We start from the raw sequence: 14,145 nt of genomic DNA on the forward strand, positions 1-14,145 counted from the left end.
CTTGCGTCGCGATGGGCCGCAAAGCGGCCCCAATCAGCCAAACCACAGGTCCCTCTGCTGCAACCGCCACCCGACCCACCCCAACGTCACCGCCCGCAACCCCATGAACCCAAGAAACGCCATCCACAACCCATGGTTGCCCAACCCGCTCATGGCCACTGCCACCGGCAGCGCAATCAATACCGAAACCAGCATTGCATTACGCATTTCCCGCGCCCGGGTCGCGCCGATGAACAACCCATCCAGCAAGTAACTCCACACCGCGATCAACGGCAGCAATGCCAGGTAGGGCAAATACGGATAAGCCGCCGCCCGCACACTGTCGATGTCGGTCTGCAAGTCGATGAACAGGTGCCCACCCAACAGGAACAGCCCGGCAAAGCCCAGGCTGGTGACCAGCGACCAGCCGCAGGCCACCACCAGCGAGCGACGCAGGGTGTCGCGGTCACGGGCACCAATGGCATGGCCGCACAAAGCCTCCACCGCATGGGCCAGCCCATCCAGCGCATAGGCCGTCAGTAGCAGGCCATTGAGCAACAGGGCGTTGGCTGCCACGGTCGCTTCGCCCAGGCGTGCGCCTTGCACGGTAATCAGCAGGAACACCAGTTGCAGCGCCAGGCTGCGCAGGAAGATGTCGCGGTTCACTGCCAGCAGTGGCCTCCAGGCCTGCCAGCGCTTGAGCGCTGCCCACACGATCTGCCCCGGGTAGGCCCGCAGGGCCGGACGGGTCAAGGCCAGGCCGAGCAGGGCGGCACTCCATTCGGCAATCACCGACGCCCGCGCCGAGCCCAGTACGCCCCAGTCCAGGCCCAGCACGAACCACAGGTTCAAGGCGATGTTCAGCAGGTTGGTGGTCAGCAGGATGGCCAGTGGAGCCCTGGCGTTCTGGGTGCCGAGGAACCAGCCGACCAGCGCGTAACTGGCCAGCGCCGCAGGCAGGCCAAGCAGGCGGGTATGGAAGAAGTCTTCGGTGGATTGCTGCAGGGCTGCGCTGGGTTGCATCGCATGAAGTGCCAGCTGGCTGAAGGGCAGGGCCAGGAGGCCGATCAACAGGGCGAAGCCGACCGCCAGCAGCAGCCCTTGCACCAGTACCTGGCGTAATGCTGCACCGTCGCCACGGCCGGCAGCCTGAGCAGCGAAGCCGGTGGAGCCCATGCGCAGGAAGCCCATCAGGCCGACCATGAAGGTGAACAAGGTGGCGCCCACGGCCACGGCGCCCAGCTGGTGGGCGTGCGGAAGATGGCCGATGACCGTGCTGTCGACCAGCGCCACCAGCGGTACCGAGATGTTGGACAGGATCATCGGCGCGGCCAGCGCCCAGACCTTGCGGTGGGTGGGTCGGTGGCGCCAGTCGGCAGCGAGTTGGGGCATGTGCATTCCATGAGATTTTGGGGCCGCTGTGCGCCCCTTCGCGAGCGTGCTCGCTCCCACAGGAAAGTGTTGCTCTTGCGGCCGGCGCCAAACCTGTGGAAGCGGGCAAGCCCGCGAAGGGGCGCAACGCGGCCCCCTTTTAACGAATGGCCACAGTGTACCGACCAGGCAACCATTTAGCGCGACCATGGTCTGACCTGGCGCGCAACGCCGGGTGCTGCACCTGACGTTGCGCTATAGTTGCTGCCCTCACGTACACGCTGCCCAAGAGTTCCTATCTCATGTTCAACAAAGGATTGTTGCTGGCCTGCGCGCTGGCGTTGCTCAGTGCCTGTGACTCTTCCACGCCAGGCAAACCGGCGCCGGTCGAGAAAACCGTGGCGCCCGCGCCCGCCGAAGCTTCCGCCCCCAAGCGTGAGGACCCGGCCTTGCTCGCCAAGCGCTATGAGGGCCGCGAACTCACGGTGCTGGACGTATCGGAAGTGCAGCTCGATGGCGCGGCAACGCTGTCAGTCAGCTTTTCCGTACCGCTGGATGCCAAGCAGGACTTCACCAACAAAGTTCACCTGGTAGATACCGTCAAAGGCAAGCTCGACGGAGCCTGGGAACTCTCCGACAACCAGATGGAGCTGCGCTTGCGCCACCTGGAGCCGCAGCGCAAGCTGGTGCTGACCGTCGACAAGGGGCTGTTGGCAGTCAATGGCAAGCAGCTGGACAGCGAGTCGATCACCCGCCTGGAAACCCGCGACATGCAGCCGACCATCGGCTTTGCCAGCCGCGGCTCGCTGCTGCCTACGCGTCTGGCCGAAGGCCTGCCGGTGATTGCCCTGAACGTCGAAAAGGTGGATGTCGAGTTCTTCCGCGTCAAGCCAGACATGCTCTCGACCTTCCTGGCCAACTGGGGGCGCAACAGCAGCCTGTACTACTACCAGTCCAAGGAAACCCTGGACATGGCCGAGCTGGTCTACAGCGGCCGCTTTGATCTCAACCCGGCACGCAACACGCGTGAGACCGTGTTGCTGCCGATTGCCGGCATCAAGCCGTTGCAGGCGCCAGGCGTGTACCTGGCAGTGATGCGCGCCTCGGGTACCTACGATTATTCTCAGCCGGCAACCCTGTTCACCCTTAGCGACATCGGCGTGTCGGCCCACCGCTACCGCGACCGCATCGACGTGTTTGCTCAAGCCCTGGAAGGCGGCAAGGCGCTGAGCGGCGTCAACCTGGAAATCCATGACGAAAAGGGCAAGCTGCTGGCCCAGGCCACTACCGATGGCAAGGGGCATGCCCAACTGCCGATCACGCCCAAGGCCGATACCTTGATCGCCACTCAGGGCGTGCATACCACGCTGCTGCGCCTGAACACCGCAGCCCTGGATCTGGCCGAATTCGACATCACCGGGCCTCAGGCCAACCCGCTGCAGTTCTTCATTTTCGGCCCGCGTGACCTGTACCGCCCGGGTGAGACGGTGCTGCTCAACGGCCTGCTGCGCGACCAGGACGGCAAGCCGGTCAAAGCCCAGCCAGTGAGCGTGGAAGTGCGTCGCCCGGATGAACAGGTGAGCCGCAAGTTCGTCTGGGAAGCCGACAGCAATGGCTTGTACCAATACCAGTTGCAACTGGCCACCGAGGCCCCGACGGGCCGTTGGCAACTGCTGCTCGACCTGGGGGGCGGGCGCAAGCAGGTCTATGAATTCCTTGTCGAAGACTTCCTGCCCGAGCGCCTGGCGCTGGAGCTCAAGGGCAGCAGCCAACCGCTTTCGCCGGATGAAGATGCGCGCATCCAGGTCAATGGCCGTTACCTCTATGGCGCCCCGGCCGCCGGCAATCGCCTGAGCGGTCAGGCCTATGTACGCCCGCTGCGCGAGGCGGTACCGGCGTTGCCTGGTTACCAGTTCGGTTCGGTCACCGAAACCGATCTGAACCAGGACCTGGAACTGGACGAAGTCACCCTTGACCAGGCCGGCAAGGCGGTGGTCGATATCGAAAGCCGTTGGGCCGAGGCCCGCTCTCCGCTGCAACTTACCGTGCAGGCCAGCCTGCAGGAGTCGGGTGGCCGGCCGATCACCCGGCGCCTGGAGCAGCCTATCTGGCCGGCTGAGCGCCTGCCGGGCCTGCGAGGCCTGTTCGAAGGTGAGGAAACTGATAGCAACGGGCCGGTGGAATTCGAGTTCCTGGTGGCCGACCGCGACGGTAACAAACTGGCGGCCGATGCGCTCAAGGTGCGCCTTGTTCGCGAACGCCGCGATTACTACTGGAATTACTCGCAAAGCGACGGCTGGAGTTACGCCTACAACGAGAAGTTCCTGACCCAGAACGAAGAGACGATCAGCGTCAAGGCAGGTTCCACTGCCAAGCTCAGCTTCCAGGTTGAATGGGGCCCTTACCGCGTCGAGGTCGAAGACCCGCAGACCGGCCTGGTATCCAGTGAGCGCTTCTGGGCCGGCTATCGTGCCCAGGACAACGCTGAGGGCGGCGCGGTACGGCCGGACCAGGTCAAGCTGGCGCTGGACAAACCCTCCTACGCCGATGGCGCTACCGCCAAGGTCACCGTCACCCCGCCCGCTGCGGGCAGCGGCTACCTGATGATCGAGTCCAGTGATGGCCCGCTGTGGTGGCAGGAAATCGATGTGCCCGCCGAGGGCAAGACCTTTGACGTGCAACTGGACAAGGCCTGGGCCCGCCACGACCTGTACATCAGCGCGTTGGTTATCCGCCCGGGTGAGCGCAAGGCCAATGCCACGCCCAAGCGTGCTGTGGGCGTGCTGCACCTGCCGCTGGACCGCGCCGAGCGCAAGCTTGCGCTGAGCCTGCAGGCACCGGAGAAAATGCGGCCGAAACAGCCGTTGACGGTGAAGATCAAGGCCGCCAACGCCGATGGCAGCGTGCCCAAGCAGGTGCATGTGCTGTTGTCGGCGGTGGACGTGGGCATCCTCAACATCACCGATTTCAAAACCCCCGACCCGTTCGCCAGCCTGTTCGGGCGCAAGGCCTATGGTGCCGATCAACTGGACATCTACGGCCAACTGATCGAGGCCGGGCAGGGCCGCCTGGCCAGCCTGGCATTCGGTGGTGACGCAGCGATGGCCAAGGGGGGCAAGCGACCCAACACTACGGTAACCATCGTTGCCCAACAGAGCCTGCCGGTGACGCTGGACGACAAGGGTGAGGGCCAGGCCACGGTCGATATCCCCGACTTCAACGGCGAACTGCGGTTGATGGCCCAGGCCTGGACCGAAGAGCACTTCGGCATGACCGAAGGCAAGACCGTGGTCGCCGCACCGTTGATTGCCGAGCTTTCGGCCCCGCGCTTCCTGGCCGGTGGTGACCGTACCCGCCTGGCACTGGACCTGGCCAACCTGTCTGGCCGCGCCCAGCAACTGAACGTCGAAATCACCACAGAAGGGCAACTGAGCCTGGCGGCCGACGCCGTGCAGAGCGTTAATCTGGCCGAAGGGCAGCGCTCGACGCTGATGATTCCGGTGCAGGCCCAGGGTGGTCTGGGGCAGGGCAAGGTACATATCCGGGTGACGGGCCTGCAACTGCCGAACGAGCCGATCACAGCGTTCGAGCGTGAGTGGACGCTGGGCGTGCGCCCGGCCTACCCGGCAATGCTCAAGCACTACCGCGTGGCCTTGAAGGACCAGCCGTGGACCCTGCCCGAAGCAGACCTGGCCGCCTTCGAACCGGCTGGCCTGGAAGCCAGCCTGGCCTTGTCGAGCCGGCCGCCGCTGAACCTTGCCGAGCAGATTCGCGCGCTGCAAGCCTACCCCTACGGCTGCCTCGAACAGACCACCAGTGGCCTGTACCCCTCGCTGTACGCCGATGCCGACAGCCTCAAGCGCCTGGGCATCAAGGGGGAGCCGGCGGATGTGCGCAAGCGCAAGATCGAGATGGGCATCGAGCACTTGCTGGGGATGCAGCGCTACAACGGCAGCTTTGGCCTGTGGAGTTCGGACAGCGAAGAAGAGTACTGGCTCACCGCCTATGTTACTGACTTCCTGCTGCGTGCCCGTGACCAAGGTTACGGCGTGCCTGCCGAGTCACTGAAGAAGGCCAGTGAGCGCCTGCTGCGTTACCTGCAGGAACGCAACCTGATCGAAGTCGACTACAGCGAAAATGCCGATCACACACGCTTTGCCGTGCAGGCCTATGCGGCGCTGGTGCTGTCGCGCAGCCAGCAGGCGCCGTTGGGTGCCCTGCGAGGCCTGTTCGAACGTCGCGCCGATGCCCGCTCCGGTCTGCCGTTGGTACAACTGGCGGTGGCGCTGGACAAAATGGGCGACAAACCGCGTGCCGAGCAAGCCTTGCAGGCAGGCCTGGGCATCAGCCGTGGCAAAGGCTGGCTGGCCGATTATGGCAGCGCCCTGCGTGACCAGGCACTGATCCTGGCGCTGCTGCAGGAAAGCAACCTGGCCAGCAGCCAGGTCGATCAGCGCCTGTTCGCCTTGTCGGATGAACTGGCAGCCAACCGTTGGCTGTCGACCCAAGAGCGCAATGCACTGTTCCTCGCTGGCCGTGGCCTGCTGGGCAAGCCGGAAGGCCAGTGGCAGGCACGCCTGGACAGCGCGGGTGAAGTGCGCGAGTTGAACAATGCCGACGCCGGTATGAAGCTGGAAGGCCCGTTACTGGCCTCGCCACTGAGCGTGCAGAATGAAGGCAACGAGACGCTGTACCAGCAGCTGACCTTGTCGGGCTACCCACGGCAGGCGCCTGCTGCTGGCGGCAACGGCCTGCAGATTCGCAGAGAGTACCTGGGCATGAATGGCCAGCCGCTGGACGTGCATAACCTGCGCAGTGGCGACCTTGTGCTCGTGCACCTGGCGCTGAAAGCCGAGGAGCGCGTGCCGGATGCGCTGGTGGTGGACCTGCTGCCGGCAGGCCTGGAGCTGGAAAACCAGAACCTGGCTCAAAGCGCCGCCAGCCTGGACAACGCCAGCAGTGCAGTGAAGGCGTGGCGCGAGTCGATGCAGAACGCCAGCGTGGTGCATCAGGAGTATCGTGATGACCGTTACGTGGCCGCGCTCAAGCTTGACGGCTATGGCACCACCCACCTGCTGTACCTGGCGCGAGCGGTGACACCGGGCACTTACCGCGTGCCGCCGCCGCAGGTCGAGTCGATGTATCGGCCGAACCTGCAGGCCGTGGGCGATGGGCAAGGGGAGATGACCGTGAAAGCCCGCTAGAGTCCCGCTCGACGCGGACAATGTGGGAGCGGCCTTGCGCCGCGATAGGGCCGCGAAGCGGCCCCGGAAGTTCAAGCGGCGAAACTGAAATCCTGGGGCTGCTGTGCAGTCCTGTCGCGACGCAAGGCCGCTCCCACAAAGACCGCGCAGATCAGTGGATCACCCAGCTCATCACCCACAGCCCCAGCACCAGCCAGATGATCCCGAGGATGATCGACGCGCGCATGAATGCGCGGATTGCCGAGTACAGCAGCATCAGGCCGATGATCAGCGCCAGGATGCTCAGCAGCGAGGTGTCCATGCCCAAGGTGCGCGACAGGCCATCGATGAAGTTGCCACCAGCATTGGCCAGCAGGTTGAACAGCCCGCTCAATGCGTCGACGATGAAGCGGATCAACGACCCCAGTGCCTGGCCCAGCCACTCGAAAAAACCTTCTACATGCATAGTTGCTTCCTGATGAAAAAATCGGCGAGGTTGTCGTCCCAAAGCCTTTGGCCATTACCTGGCCAGGTCGGTTCCCGATGCCAAGCTTAGCGCGACCACGCAGCCGTGCGGGCAGGTTGTTGCGTGCCACGCTGATCAGTTTGCTGGTGCTGGGCGGCCTGTTCTGGCTGGCTGATCGTATCTGGCCGCTGCCGATGCCGGGTGACGACCTGGCCCGGGTAGTGCTGGCCGAAGACGGCACACCGTTGTGGCGCTTTGCCGATGCTGAGGGCGTGTGGCGCTACCCAGTTAGCCCTGAAGAGGTTTCGCCGCTTTACCTGCAGGCCTTGCTGACTTACGAGGACCGTTGGTTCTACGACCACCCAGGGGTCAACCCGCTGGCATTGGCCCGTGCGGCCTGGCTGAACCTGCGCAGCGGGCGTGTCGTGTCGGGCGGCAGCACACTGTCGATGCAGGTGGCACGCCTGCTCGACCCGCACGACCGTACCCTGGGCGGTAAACTGCGCCAGCTATGGCGCACGTTGCAGCTGGAGTGGCACTTGTCCAAGCGTGACATCCTGCAGATCTACCTGAACCGCGCACCTTTCGGCGGCACGCTTCAGGGCGTGGCGGCAGCCAGCTGGGCGTACCTGGGCAAGTCCCCCCGTCACCTGACACCCGCCGAAGCGGCGCTGCTGGCTGTGCTGCCCCAGGCACCCAGCCGGCTGCGCCCGGACCGCCACCCCGAGCGTGCCCAGCGTGCCCGGGACAAGGTGCTGCAGCGCCTGGCTGAATACCAGGTATGGCCGGCCCAGCAGCTCCGCGAGGCAGCCGAGGAGCCGTTGGTGTTGGCGCCACGCCAGGAGCCGGCTTTGGCGCCATTGCTGGCCCGACGCCTGAACAGTGCTGACAGCCCGCCACTGATTCGGACCACGCTTGACGCTGCGCTTCAGCGGCGCCTCGAAGACTTGCTGCTGGGCTGGCGCGCCCGGCTGCCCGAGCGTACCTCGGCCGCCATTCTGGTGGTCGAAGCGCAGTCCATGGCGGTGCGCGCGTACCTGGGCTCGGTAGATTTGTCTGATGAGCGCCGCTTTGGCCATGTCGACATGGTGCGCTCGCTGCGTTCGCCCGGCTCCACCCTCAAGCCTTTTCTCTACGGCATGGCGCTGGACGATGGCCTGATCCATTCCGAATCGCTGTTGCAGGATGTTCCACGACGCTATGGCGACTATCGCCCTGGCAACTTCTCCATGGGTTTTAGCGGGCCGGTGTCGGCGAGCTCAGCGCTGGCCCTGTCGCTCAACCTGCCCGCCGTGCAATTGCTGGAAGCCTACGGCCCGAAACGCTTTGCCGCGCAATTGCGCATGGCGGGCATGCCGCTGATACTGCCGCCCCTTGCCGAGCCCAACCTGTCGTTGATCCTGGGCGGTGCCGGCAGCCGCCTGGAAGACTTGGTCGGCGGCTACGCGGCGCTGGCGCGGGGGGGCAACAGTGCGCAGGTGCGCTTGCAGCCACAGGCCCCCCTGGTGGAGCACCGGTTGCTGTCACCGGGGGCGGCGTGGATCATCCGGCGTATTCTCAGTGGCCAGGCGCGCCCGGACCGCGACCCGCACGCCGAACTGGTGCAGCGCCCGCAACTGGCCTGGAAAACTGGCACCAGCTACGGCTTTCGCGATGCCTGGTCGATTGGCGTGGGGCCGCGCTACCTGATTGGCGTATGGATTGGCCGCCCCGACGGTACACCGGTGCCCGGTCAGTTCGGCCTGGCGTCGGCGGCGCCGCTGATGTTGCAGGTGCACGATCTGTTGAGCAATCGCGACAGCCAACGCGGTATCAGCGTCCCGGTAGAGCGAGTACCTGCGAATATTGGCGTTGCGGCAATCTGTTGGCCGCTGGGCCAGCCGATGAGCAAGCAGGACACCAACTGTCGGCGTCAGCGCTTTGCATGGACCCTGGACGGCACCACGCCGCCAACCTTGCAGGCAGCTGACCAGCCGCTGGGCCTGGGCTTGCGCGAAACAGTGTGGGTCAACGATCAGGGCCTGCGGGTCGATGGTAGCTGCCCGGGCGCTAGGGCTCGTGACATCGTCCTGTGGCCGGCGCCGCTGGAGCCGTGGCTACCGCGTGTCGAGCGGCGCATGGCGCGTTTGCCGGCCATCGACCCGGCCTGCCCGCCGCAGGCGCCGGCCAGTGCACCACCGCTGTCGATCGTCGGTGTGCGCCCTGGCGACCATCTGCGCCGCCCGGCCACCAACACTGAGCCGTTGCAATTGCAGGTATCTGCCTTGGGTGGTGGTGGACGGCGCTGGTGGTTCCTCAACGGCCAGCCGTTGGGTGAAACCCAGGGGCAGGACAGCTTGTTGCTGCGTTTGCCACAGGTCGGGCAGGCCGAACTCAGCGCGCTGGACGAAAGCGGTCAGACGGCGCGGGTGGCGTTCCAGGTCAGTGAGTAGGTGTTCGACGACAGCCGGGCCAGCACCTACGCTTGCAAGTGACGGGTGTGACCGGCTGGTGCCCCGCAACCCATGGGAACATGGAGTGCCCTATGCGTCCTCTGGTCATGCCCCTGATGTTGCTGCTTTGGGCACTTGCTGCCCACGCCGAGCCGTTGCCGGGGTTTCTCGACAGCCATGAATACGAGCGGCGTCTGCCCAGCGCCAACCTGCCGATGACGGACTACGCCCCTGTGAGCCCCCGCATACGGTTGGCAGGGGCGGCTATCGACAACCCCGACTGGGCCCCGGCCAACACCCGGCTGGTGCTGCAAAAAGTGCGCTTCGAGGGCGGCACGGTGTTCCCCTTGGGCGACCTGCGTGAACACTATCAGCCGCTGATCGGGCGCGAAACCACGTTGGGTGAATTGCAGCAATACACCCAGCGCCTGACCCAACGCTACCGGCAGAAGGGCTACTTGCTGTCGTATGCCTACCTGCCGCCTCAGGATGTGGCCGATGGCAGGGTCGACGTGGTGCTGGTCGAAGGTTACGTACGTGATTACCGCTTGGACGGCGATATTGGACCGGCCAGTGAGTATTTGCAGCAGTTGCTGGCGCGCATTGAGGCCGAGCGCCCACTGACCCGCGAAACGCTGGAGCGCTATCTGGGCCTGGCTACGCGCATGCCAGGGGTCGTGGTAGAGGCCGAACTGACAATGGCGCGGGCTGCCGAGGATGTCGCCCAGTTGACCGTGCATGCACGGCGCAAGCCGCTCAGCGCCGCGGTGACCGTGGCCGACTCCAGCCGTGACGCTGCTCAGGCCCTGTTGACGGCAGCCAGCAATGCCCAGACTCGCCATGGCGAACAGTTCGCGGCCAGTTGGCTGCTGCCCTCTGGGGAAGACCGGGTCCATTACCAGCGTCTCGATTACAGCCAGTACCTGGACTCTGCCGGTAGCCAACTGCTGCTATCGGCCTCGCGCTACCGCAGCGAGCCCGGCACGCGCATACGTCTGGACGATGGCCGCGATATCACTCGCAAGCACGACAGTGAACGCTATGCGATCGGTTTGCGCCAGCCGGTGATCGTAAGGCCGAATGAGTGGCTGGCGGTGCAGGGCCACGTGTACTCAGTCAGTGAGAAAGATCAAGACCGGATGGCCGAGCAGCCACCGTTTCGCAAGTACGACACCTATGTACGGGCGCTGTCATTCGAAGGTGACTGGCGCAAGGTGGAGCAGGGGCGTTTGCGTATCGTCAGTGTCGGGGTCTATCAGGGCCTGGACTATCTGGGGGCACGCAGCGATGCTGACTACGATCTCGATTTCCTGCGCTTTCGGCTTTCCGGCCTGCAGAGCGACACGCTGCTGGAAAACTGGCAGGGGGTGGTATCCGGTGCGTTGTACTGGAGTGACGATCGCTTGCCCGACAGTGAGCGTGCGGGGTTTGGCGGGCAGAATTTCGGGCGTGGCTACCCGCGCGATCAGGCGGACGGTGACAAGGGCTGGGGTGTGGCTTACGAGCTTAACTACAGCATGCGAAGTAGCTGGCTTGCGCGGGTTCAGCCCTATGCGGTGGTGGATACCGCACAGGCCTGGCATAACCGGGGACCGGTGGAGGACGCCCATCTGGCTTCGGTGGCGCTGGGTGTGCGGTTAGGGGCTGGGCATATGTTCAATGTGGCGCTGGAAGTGGCCAAGCCGTTGGCGGATGTGGCGCTGGATAGCCTGGACCGTGGGCCTCGGCTGTCGTTGAACCTGGCGATCCAGTTGTAGCAGGCAACTATGGGCTTGCAGGAGCAGCCTTTCGCAGCGCCAGGCCGCTCCAGAATGGTGTGCCGAGCCTTCACTCAATGGGTCGTGAACCGCTGGTGCACGGGCGACGAGCTAGGGGTCAGCGCCAGAGCCAGTTGGGTGCGGTTGTGCATATGCGTCAAACGCAATACCTGAGATACATACAGCTTCACGGTGTTTTCGGTAATGCCCAGTTCACAGGCGATCTGGTAATTGGTCTTGCCCTTGCTAACCAGGCGCGCCACTTCCAGTTGGCGTGGTGATAGTTTCTCGAACGCTGCTGGCAGCTCGCTTTCGCTTTCTTCTGCATCACTGGCACGCCGGTGGGTGCCTTGGCCACGGGCTTTTTCCAGGTCCTGATACAGTTCGTCCACCGACTCGGCCAGTTCCTGCAAGCGCTGGTTCAATCCACCCAGATCACGGATATTGCGCTGGCGCTCCAGCAAGACCTCTTCCTGCCGGCGGACGCCTGCCAGCAGTTCATCGAGGTCCATCGGCTTCTGGTAGTAATCGGCGAAACCTTCGCGTAGCGCCCGGATCAAGTCCTGCTTCTCGGCACGCCCAGTCAACATGATGGCTTCGAACATGCGCTGGCTGCCGTTGATCTCCTTCAAGGCGCGCACCAGCTCGATGCCGTCCCGATCGGGCATGTGCAGGTCACAGATAAGCAGGCCGATGCTAGGGTCTGCCACATAGTGCTCGATGGCTTCGTCGGTTGAGAGGGCTGTAACGCAGGCATAGCCCTTGGTTTCGAGGAATTCACTCAGTTGTTCGACAATGACCGGTTGGTCATCAACCACCAACACCTTCACTTCACTCACTGATCTGGACACGATCAACTCCCTGTTCTTATACGGCCCTGCTCCCGTGCCAGACGCTCTGGCAGCTTAAAAGTAGTCGCACTAGGCGAAATTGTACAAGGCGTGTACAAGTCATCGGACCACTGGAAGGCTTACTGGATCCATACGGCTGTCAGAAGAAAACCTGACAACACATAAGGGACGAAAGCCTGCTTGTCGCCCATTTCCTCGGTCAGGGCCTGCAAACGCTTCTTTATCTTGGGATTGAGCAGAGTCCACAGGCGTCGGCGGGTCAATAGCCAGACCAGCACACTGACACCCGCGCCAATAAAGGTGCCGAGTACATATTGCGGGCTTGTGGCCAGGGCCAGGGCGCCCATCAGCTTGACGTCGTCAGCGCCGAAGCGGCCGAGCATGTAGCCTGGCAGGGTCAGCAGCATGACGATGGCCAGCGCCCAACCGGCATCGCTGGCATCGGCGCCTATCCAGCTGTGGCCGGTAGCGAACAGCCAGGCCAGGGCGCAGCCAGCCACCCCCAGGGTCAGCATGTTGGAGATCTGGCGTTGACGCACATCCTGTTCGGAGCACAAGGCAAGCCACAGCAGGAGAACAATGCTTTGCATTGGCAGGTCGCCTTTCCCAAATGTTGAACACTTCTACCCGGTCAGTCAGGTTTACCTAGATGAAGATAGACGGGAACGCGCGGGGGAGTGCGGTTGGCAACGGAAAAAAGGCGTGCGTGGAATGGATTTTGTCGCAGCTGACACCGGCCTGGCAGGGGATTCAGTCGTACTGAGAATCGCGATCAGTGTAGGCGCGGGTTCAGCCGCGAAGGCAGTAACATGCACCGTGCCACTTCATTCGCGGGCCACGGTGCATGCCAACGCCATATTCCGACGCTATTTTTTGCTGCCCGGTGGGTAGTTGCCCAGCACCTTGGCCACGGTGTTGCGGATTGCGCTGTTACGTTCTTCCGGGCTTGGCGGGTAGTTGTTCATGATCTGCTCGGCACTGCCGCGCCATACCAGCTTGCCGTCACGCCCATCGAACATGTCGACCTGGATGGTGGCGACCTTGTAGTCGACACTGCGGGTTTCGTTGTACATCGGGCCACCCCAGTAGCCGCCCCAGTAGCCACCCCAGCCACCGCCGTAGTTGGTGGTGATCTGTTGTTGGCGCTGTTCCACGATCAGGTACGTGCGTACTGCCAGGTCGGGCCGCGCTCCGCCTTGTACCGGACGCAGGCCACGCTGGTCGAGTTGCTCTGCCACCGCCTGGCGAATGCGCTGCTCGGTAAGGTCGCTCTTGATCCTTGGGTCATCCGGGCGGTACTGCAGGCCCGGCTCCTGCCATGCCCAGCTACGGTAGGCAGCAAAATCGCGGCTGGCATCGAAATCCTGCTGGACGTTGTTGCTCGAGCAGGCAGCGAGCAACAATGCGAATGACAGTAGAACGAGACGGCGCAACATGATGGTTCTCCGTTAGCTATTAACTGGGAGGATAGCCGCTGAGCGCCTTGTGCACAGAATCGCGCAAGGCACTTTCGCGCTCGCGGGGCGAGTCCTTGTTGCTGCTGCTTTCGGCGCTGGCGCTCCAGACCGGCTGGCCGCTGCGGGCGTCGTACAGGTCGATGCGCACCACCAGGACTTCGACCTCGTAGGTACGCACGATGGGCACGCTGGCATAGCCCCCATAGCCATGGCGATAGCCTCCATAGCCCACGCCACCATAAGGGTACGGCCCGTAGTAGGGGTCGTAGCTGTCGTAGTCACGCACCTGGCGCAAGCGTTTTTCCAGGCGCATACCGGCGCTCACCAGCAAGTCGCCAGGGCCTGCGCGAGAGGGGCGCAGGCCATGCTGGTCGAGCGCACCGCTCACCGCATCGGCCAGTTGCGCCGGGTCGGCACCCACAGCGCCGCTGGGCAACTGGCCGTTGCGCCAGCTCCAGCTGCGGTAGTGCCCATAATCACGAGCGGGCGCAGGGTATGCACTGGCGTCGAAGGTGTGGGCCGCCTGCGCAGGGGCCGGTGGTAACGGGCGGCTGCTGGCCACATACGGGTTGCTGCCCTGGCAACCAGCCAGGGCAATGGGCAGCAGGGCCAGGCACAACAGACGGTACGGCATGTGTTCCTCCCGGCG

9 protein-coding genes are annotated in these 14,145 nt (G+C 64.0%); 3 read left to right on the plus strand and 6 right to left on the minus strand.

Annotated elements, in window-relative coordinates:
• Positions 1 to 33 precede the first annotated feature (33 nt).
• Complete coding sequence (locus tag ACF8EF_RS11790) at positions 34 to 1,371, minus strand: MATE family efflux transporter (protein WP_392460445.1); 1,338 nt, start codon at positions 1,369 to 1,371, stop codon at positions 34 to 36.
• Between the two features lie 281 nt (positions 1,372 to 1,652).
• On the opposite strand from ACF8EF_RS11790, the gene ACF8EF_RS11795 reads away from it, so the two are divergent.
• Positions 1,653 to 6,554 carry an alpha-2-macroglobulin gene (locus ACF8EF_RS11795; RefSeq protein ID WP_392529103.1) on the plus strand — a complete coding sequence of 1,634 codons (4,902 nt, stop codon included), beginning with the start codon at positions 1,653 to 1,655 and terminating at the stop codon, positions 6,552 to 6,554.
• A gap of 151 nt (positions 6,555 to 6,705) precedes the next feature.
• Here ACF8EF_RS11795 and ACF8EF_RS11800 read toward each other — a convergent pair whose 3' ends face one another.
• Positions 6,706 to 6,999, minus strand: a complete 294-nt coding sequence (locus ACF8EF_RS11800) for a hypothetical protein (RefSeq protein ID WP_004577004.1) — start codon at positions 6,997 to 6,999, stop codon at positions 6,706 to 6,708.
• A gap of 77 nt (positions 7,000 to 7,076) precedes the next feature.
• Between ACF8EF_RS11800 and pbpC the strand changes: the two genes are divergently transcribed.
• On the plus strand, positions 7,077 to 9,431 hold the full coding sequence (gene pbpC, locus ACF8EF_RS11805; protein WP_392460447.1) for a peptidoglycan glycosyltransferase PbpC: 2,355 nt from the start codon (positions 7,077 to 7,079) through the stop codon (positions 9,429 to 9,431).
• 92 nt (positions 9,432 to 9,523) lie between these two features.
• Complete coding sequence (locus ACF8EF_RS11810; RefSeq protein WP_392460448.1) at positions 9,524 to 11,188, plus strand: ShlB/FhaC/HecB family hemolysin secretion/activation protein; 1,665 nt, start codon at positions 9,524 to 9,526, stop codon at positions 11,186 to 11,188.
• Between the two features lie 74 nt (positions 11,189 to 11,262).
• Here the strand turns inward: ACF8EF_RS11810 and ACF8EF_RS11815 are convergent, their stop codons facing one another.
• The 4 genes from ACF8EF_RS11815 to ACF8EF_RS11830 form a co-directional block, all read right to left on the minus strand.
• Complete coding sequence (locus ACF8EF_RS11815; protein WP_176684394.1) at positions 11,263 to 12,039, minus strand: response regulator transcription factor; 777 nt, start codon at positions 12,037 to 12,039, stop codon at positions 11,263 to 11,265.
• A gap of 119 nt (positions 12,040 to 12,158) precedes the next feature.
• A complete protein-coding gene (locus tag ACF8EF_RS11820; RefSeq protein ID WP_176684395.1) occupies positions 12,159 to 12,629 on the minus strand; it encodes a prepilin peptidase in 471 nt (156 codons plus the stop codon).
• Positions 12,630 to 12,905: 276 nt separating this feature from the next.
• Positions 12,906 to 13,475 (minus strand): DUF4136 domain-containing protein, encoded by a 570-nt coding sequence (locus ACF8EF_RS11825; RefSeq protein WP_392460449.1) that lies wholly within the window; start codon positions 13,473 to 13,475, stop codon positions 12,906 to 12,908.
• A 19-nt stretch (positions 13,476 to 13,494) separates the two neighbouring features.
• A complete protein-coding gene (locus ACF8EF_RS11830) occupies positions 13,495 to 14,130 on the minus strand; it encodes a DUF4136 domain-containing protein (protein ID WP_392460450.1) in 636 nt (211 codons plus the stop codon).
• Positions 14,131 to 14,145 lie beyond the last annotated feature (15 nt).

Origin of the sequence: Pseudomonas sp. zjy_15 (assembly GCF_043101865.1) — a bacterium.
Classification (GTDB): Bacteria; Pseudomonadota; Gammaproteobacteria; order Pseudomonadales; family Pseudomonadaceae; genus Aquipseudomonas; species Aquipseudomonas putida_Y.

Excerpts from the sequence above, each read along its gene's own strand:
- ACF8EF_RS11790 (WP_392460445.1), bottom strand. The coding sequence starts at position 1,371 with ATGCCCCAACTCGCTGCCGACTGGCGCCACCGACCCACCCACCGCAAG.
- ACF8EF_RS11795 (WP_392529103.1), top strand. The coding sequence starts at position 1,653 with ATGTTCAACAAAGGATTGTTGCTGGCCTGCGCGCTGGCGTTGCTCAGT.
- ACF8EF_RS11800 (WP_004577004.1), bottom strand. The coding sequence starts at position 6,999 with ATGCATGTAGAAGGTTTTTTCGAGTGGCTGGGCCAGGCACTGGGGTCG.
- pbpC (WP_392460447.1), top strand. The coding sequence starts at position 7,077 with ATGCCAAGCTTAGCGCGACCACGCAGCCGTGCGGGCAGGTTGTTGCGT.
- ACF8EF_RS11810 (WP_392460448.1), top strand. The coding sequence starts at position 9,524 with ATGCGTCCTCTGGTCATGCCCCTGATGTTGCTGCTTTGGGCACTTGCT.
- ACF8EF_RS11820 (WP_176684395.1), bottom strand. The coding sequence starts at position 12,629 with ATGCAAAGCATTGTTCTCCTGCTGTGGCTTGCCTTGTGCTCCGAACAG.
- ACF8EF_RS11825 (WP_392460449.1), bottom strand. The coding sequence starts at position 13,475 with ATGTTGCGCCGTCTCGTTCTACTGTCATTCGCATTGTTGCTCGCTGCC.
- ACF8EF_RS11830 (WP_392460450.1), bottom strand. The coding sequence starts at position 14,130 with ATGCCGTACCGTCTGTTGTGCCTGGCCCTGCTGCCCATTGCCCTGGCT.